The following is a 4,705-nucleotide window of genomic DNA, read 5'->3' on the forward strand; positions in this document are numbered from 1 at the left end:
TGCAGGCGTTGACCCTGCGGCGCGGGATTATATTCTGAACACCATTCTGTCCAATTACAGCGAAGACGCGACGGTGCTGCTGTCCACGCACCTGATTGCCGATATCGAACGTGTGCTGGACGAGGTGGTGTTCCTCAAAAACGGTGTGATGACCCTGCATGAGAGCGTGGATACGATCCGTGAGGAACATGGAAAATCGGTGGATATGCTGTTTCGGGAGGTGTTCGCATGCTGAAGCTGCTCAAATATGAATGGAAGGCGTGCGCGCGCATCTGCCTGCCGCTGTACGGCGGGGTGCTGCTGCTTTCGCTGATTAACAACCTGATGATGGCGGAACCGGCGCAGCAGCTACTGTACGGCATCCCGACGATGCTGGTTTCCATGCTGTATTTCGGCGTGATGGTTGCCGTGCTTGTGGTGACCACCGTGATTCTGATTCAGCGTTTTTACAAAAGCCTGCTGGGCGATGAGGGCTATCTGATGTTCACGCTTCCGGTCACGGTATCCCAGCACATCTGGAGCAAGGCGCTTGTCGCGCTGGTGATGAGCGTACTGAGTATGCTGGCCGCAGTTTTGAGCATCAGCCTGATGGCGGGCGGTCTTGGCGAAATGTTTGAATGGATCGCCGCATTTTTCAAGAGCTTTGTCAGCGCCTTTACCACGGACGTCAACACCGTGCTGTATACGCTGGAGGGCATCCTCTGGCTGCTGCTTCTGGGCGTATCCGGTGTGCTGTTTATCTATCTGTGCATGGCGCTCGGCCACCTGGCGAAAAAGCATCGGGTGCTGATGGCTGTGGTTTGGTATTTTGTGCTGACGACGGCCATGCAGTTTGTACTCATGCTGGTTCTGATGGGCGCGGGCAACCTGCCGTTTGATACGTTCTGGGTGGCTGTAACCGATTTTCTGCGCGGCATTGGGCCCACTGCGTCCATTCATCTTGGCATGGTGGTGCTGTGCGTCGTTACCGCAGCGGCGGGCACGGCGTTCTTTGCCGGCACACGCTTTATTTTGAAAAACCGACTCAATCTGGAATAACTGTAACCGTCAAAGGGGCGCGCGTGGGGGCGCGCCCTTTTGGTATCCGGAACCTTGCGGCAATCTTAAGAATTTTCTGGCGGAAATCGAAAGAAACGGCCGGTACAATGGAAAGAAAGGCAGGAGGAGAACAAAATGAAAGGAAGAATAGAAAAGTGGAAAGCCCGCGCCGCACGGCGCTACACGGCAGAAGAACTGGCGGCCCTGTTTTTCTTCTGCGCGGCGCTTGGCTGGGTGTGGGAAGTTGCGCTGCGGCTGACGGTGGACGGCATTCTGGTAAACCCTGGCACGATGCACGGTCTGTGGCTGCCAAGCTATGGCGTGGGCGCCGTACTGTCCGTTGTGCTGCTGCGCCGCTGGGCCGGACAGCCGGCGCTGGTGCTGGCGCTCGGCACGGTGCTGTGCGGCGCGGTTGAGCTGGCGGCGGGACGCGGACTGGAGGCGGTGTACCATCAGCGCTGGTGGGATTACAGCGCGTGGCCGATGAATGTGGACGGCCTGGTCTGTCTGCCGGTTTCGGTTCTGTTTGGGCTGGGCTGCTGCGCGGCGGTGTATTTTGCGGCGCCCCTGCTGGCCGGATGGCTGCGGCGCCTGCCCGCGCGCGGCGTGCGGTGCTGCTGTCTGCTGCTGACGCTGCTGTTTGCGTTTGACCTTGGCTGGTCGGCTGCGCGGCCGAACGCGGGCGAAGGCGTGAACGATTATGGCGAGGCTGCGCAGGCAGGGCAGGTGCTGACCGTAATCCAGGTGACGCGCGCCGCCGCGCTTTTGCAGGGATTGCAGAAATAATCTTGCGCATCCCCCGTTTCTCTGGTATGATGAAAACAAAAGGGGGGGCGCTTTTCATGAAATGTCAGCATTGCGGAATTAATTTTGATGACAGTGAGCGCGAGTGCCCGATTTGCGGCGCACGGGCGGGCAGCAGGGGACGGATGTCCGTGCCGCGCTATACGGACGCGCAGCATAAGACGCACAGCAAAAAAACCTGTACGCACCAGACCTTTACGCGGGACGTCAGCTTTACCGGCAAAAAAACCTCCGCGCAGGGCGAGGAGGGCAAGAAGAAGCGCCGGAAGCGTCTGCTCATCACGGTGGTGGCGGTTTTTGCAGCGCTGCAAATTCTGCCTGCGGTGATTGTGCTGATTGCCGACGCGGTGAGCGGGGTAACGGCCGGATTTGGCACATATGAGCCTGCGCCGGAACCGGATTACGGCGATTATTATGACGATACTTACGATGATTCCTTCGGTTTTTATGACCTGGCGGGCGCCCATGCCGCGGCAGAGCTGGCGGACGGCGGCGTGCTGGAATTCTGGCTGGAGCCCGGGCTGTTCGGTGCTTATGAGATGTCCATCACAAATACGGACGGCATATACACAGAAGTGGGCGAATCCTGGTGCTCCTATAATTCGCCGGAGGAGAGCGAGGGGCTTTATCCCGAGGAGTTCCCTGCGGAAGTGTACGACTGCTTTGTGGTGGCGCTGACCGCAGAGACGGCCGGCTGGGCGGCCGGCGGCGGTGAAATGCCGGCGTGGCAACAGGTGCGGGAGAAAAACGGAGACCTGTGGCTGCTGGTTTACCAGGACCGGACGACAAATGATGTAATTCTGGTGGACTGGGACGAGACCGGTATTTTTGCAGGGGAACAGATGGTCATGCTGCATCCGCTGCAAGAGGGATAAACAGAAAAAAGGAAGCTTTTTAGGCTTCCTTTTTTAATATTCCGGTATGCCGATATCTGCAAGCAGCAGGCGGCCGCACTGCTTTTGCGCGGCGGGGACGGCGTGGCCGTGTTTGAAACGGTGGAACACGGCAGTCAGGTCGGCCTGCACAGCGCCCGAAGCGATTTCGCCTGTGTCGGCGTTCATGCCGCTCGGCAGGTCAAGCGCGCACACGGGCGCGGAAGATTCGTTCATCAGACGGGCGGCTTTGCGGCCGCTTTCGCGCAGCGCGCCGTGGAAACCGGTGCCGTAAAGCGCGTCCACCAGCAGATCGGCGGGCGGCAGGGGCGCCGCTTTGTCCAGCGGAAGAACGGATACGTTTTGCAGGCGGGAAAAGTTGGTTTGGGCGTCCTCTGTGACAGGCATGCCCTCGCACAGCACGATGGTGACGGCGGCGCCTGTCTCCGCATACCGGCGGGCGACGACAAACCCGTCGCCGCCGTTGTTTCCCTTGCCGGCAAAGACGACAATGCGCCGCGCATCGGGAAAAGCTGCGCGCATGGCGGAAAAAGCGGCCTCGCCGGCGTTTTCCATCATTTGCAGATAGCAAAGCCCGTGTGCGTCCGCCTGCCGTTCGATTTCTTTCATTTGGGCCGCAGATACGGTGATCATGGGGCGTCATCCTCCCTGCCGCTGCGGATGTGGTGCAGCGTTTCAGCGATGTTTTCCTGATGCAGCGCGGCGGCGTTGAAATGGAGCAGCGCAAAATTTACGTTGAACAGCGAGCCCAGCCCGACCGCCGAGATCACCGTGCCCACGCCGACCTGACCGCCGAGCAGCCAGCCGGCCAGAATGACGAAAATTTCAACCGTGCCGCGGCACAGGCCGACCGATTTCCCTGTTTTGCGCGCCAGCGCGACCATCAGCGCGTCGCGCGGTCCGGCGCCGAGCGCGCTTTTCATGTACATCCAGGTGCCGAGCGCCAGCAGTTCCAGCCCGGCCAGCAGCATCACAAGGCCGGAAACCATGCCGTGCATCTGCGGAATCCAGCCGAGATACAGCAGGCCGTCAATAAAAACGCCGCACAAAATGATGTTGATGATGGTGCCGAAGCCAAAACTTTCGCCGCACAGCACGGCAATGGCGATAACGGAGATGCCCACAAGAATAGATGCAGTTCCGTAGGTGATGCCGCAGGTCTGGGCAATGCCCTGCTGCAAAACGCTCCATGGCTCCAGGCCGATATTCGCCTGAAGCAGCATTGTGATGCCGATTGCGCTGACGGCCATGCCCAGCACCAGCCACGCCAGACGATTCATATAATTGCGAAACAAAGCATATCCTCCATTAACAGCGGCTTAGAGGTAGAGCTCTCCCCACCGGCCGCAGGGCGCAAACCCGATCTGGCGGTACAGCTCGGAAACCTCGTCATATCCGGAAATCAGACGCGGGGTTTTGCCCTTTTGCTGGATGCGCTGCACAAGAAAACGGCTGATACGGCTGCCCAGACCCTGACGGCGGTATTCGGGCACAACTGCAACGGCGGCAATCACGCCGCATTCGTCATCCTCCGATATGATGCAGCCCGTGCCGACCGGCTGGCCGTCCCGCTCCAGCAGATACAGCTCTGCCAGCCCGCGGGAGAGCTTGCGGTCCAGCTCCTCTGCCCAGGGCGCAAAACGCAGGTGGGTGCGGTAGTATTCGTGGCTGCGCTGCAATACTTCAAACGCAGGTGCGGGCTGGCAGGGGCGGATATCGGGATAAGTATCCTGCGCTTTGGGCCCGCGGTATACCATATAATAAGAGCTTTCCGTGGTGCCGCCGAGTATGCGGTGCAGCGCCTGACACTGCGCCCAGTGCGTATCCACTTCGCGCACCTGCTCCTGACGGACCAGCTCGGCAATCGGCGCGGGATCGGCCCGTTCGTCGGAGGAGACGGTCAGCACATGGCTTTCGGTATCCAGGTAAAGGGCTGCGGCCGTTTCGCGGCCTTTGCGGCACAGATAAAA

Annotated in this window: 6 protein-coding genes and 1 pseudogene; 4 read left to right on the forward strand and 3 right to left on the reverse strand. The window is 59.8% G+C overall.

Annotated elements, in window-relative coordinates; all coding sequences use genetic code 11:
- The 4 genes and pseudogenes from ACOYIE_RS09415 to ACOYIE_RS09430 form a co-directional block, all read left to right on the forward strand.
- Positions 1 to 235: pseudogene (locus ACOYIE_RS09415) on the forward strand (ABC transporter ATP-binding protein); the annotation flags it as partial.
- Positions 229 to 1,038 carry a hypothetical protein gene (locus tag ACOYIE_RS09420; protein WP_433412615.1) on the forward strand — a complete coding sequence of 270 codons (810 nt, stop codon included), beginning with the start codon at positions 229 to 231 and terminating at the stop codon, positions 1,036 to 1,038. The pseudogene ACOYIE_RS09415 and the gene ACOYIE_RS09420, both read left to right, overlap by 7 nt.
- Before the next feature lie 135 nt (positions 1,039 to 1,173).
- Positions 1,174 to 1,824, forward strand: a complete 651-nt coding sequence (locus ACOYIE_RS09425) for a putative ABC transporter permease (RefSeq protein ID WP_433412617.1) — start codon at positions 1,174 to 1,176, stop codon at positions 1,822 to 1,824.
- A 56-nt stretch (positions 1,825 to 1,880) separates the two neighbouring features.
- The gene (locus ACOYIE_RS09430; RefSeq protein ID WP_433412618.1) at positions 1,881 to 2,717 is read left to right on the forward strand and encodes a hypothetical protein; all 837 of its coding nucleotides are present in this window, start codon (positions 1,881 to 1,883) and stop codon (positions 2,715 to 2,717) included.
- Between the two features lie 33 nt (positions 2,718 to 2,750).
- Here ACOYIE_RS09430 and ACOYIE_RS09435 read toward each other — a convergent pair whose 3' ends face one another.
- The 3 genes from ACOYIE_RS09435 to ACOYIE_RS09445 form a co-directional block, all read right to left on the reverse strand.
- Entirely contained in the window at positions 2,751 to 3,368 is a 618-nt protein-coding gene (locus tag ACOYIE_RS09435) for an NAD(P)H-hydrate epimerase (RefSeq protein WP_433412620.1), read from the reverse strand.
- Positions 3,365 to 4,030: a YczE/YyaS/YitT family protein gene (locus ACOYIE_RS09440; protein ID WP_433412622.1), complete on the reverse strand. Its 666-nt coding sequence runs from the start codon at positions 4,028 to 4,030 to the stop codon at positions 3,365 to 3,367. The genes ACOYIE_RS09435 and ACOYIE_RS09440 overlap by 4 nt, the downstream gene beginning before the upstream one ends.
- A gap of 24 nt (positions 4,031 to 4,054) precedes the next feature.
- Positions 4,055 to 4,705: GNAT family N-acetyltransferase (locus ACOYIE_RS09445; RefSeq protein ID WP_433412624.1), on the reverse strand; the 651-nt coding region annotated here is incomplete at its 5' end.

It is taken from the genome of Agathobaculum sp. (genome assembly GCF_050946325.1).
In the GTDB taxonomy this organism is placed as follows: Bacteria; Bacillota; Clostridia; order Oscillospirales; family Butyricicoccaceae; genus Agathobaculum.

Bases quoted from the DNA above. Each gene is read 5' to 3' on its own strand.
- ACOYIE_RS09430 (WP_433412618.1), top strand. From the start codon at position 1,881: ATGAAATGTCAGCATTGCGGAATTAATTTTGATGACAGTGAGCGCGAG.
- ACOYIE_RS09425 (WP_433412617.1), top strand. From the start codon at position 1,174: ATGAAAGGAAGAATAGAAAAGTGGAAAGCCCGCGCCGCACGGCGCTAC.
- ACOYIE_RS09435 (WP_433412620.1), bottom strand. From the start codon at position 3,368: ATGATCACCGTATCTGCGGCCCAAATGAAAGAAATCGAACGGCAGGCG.
- ACOYIE_RS09420 (WP_433412615.1), top strand. From the start codon at position 229: ATGCTGAAGCTGCTCAAATATGAATGGAAGGCGTGCGCGCGCATCTGC.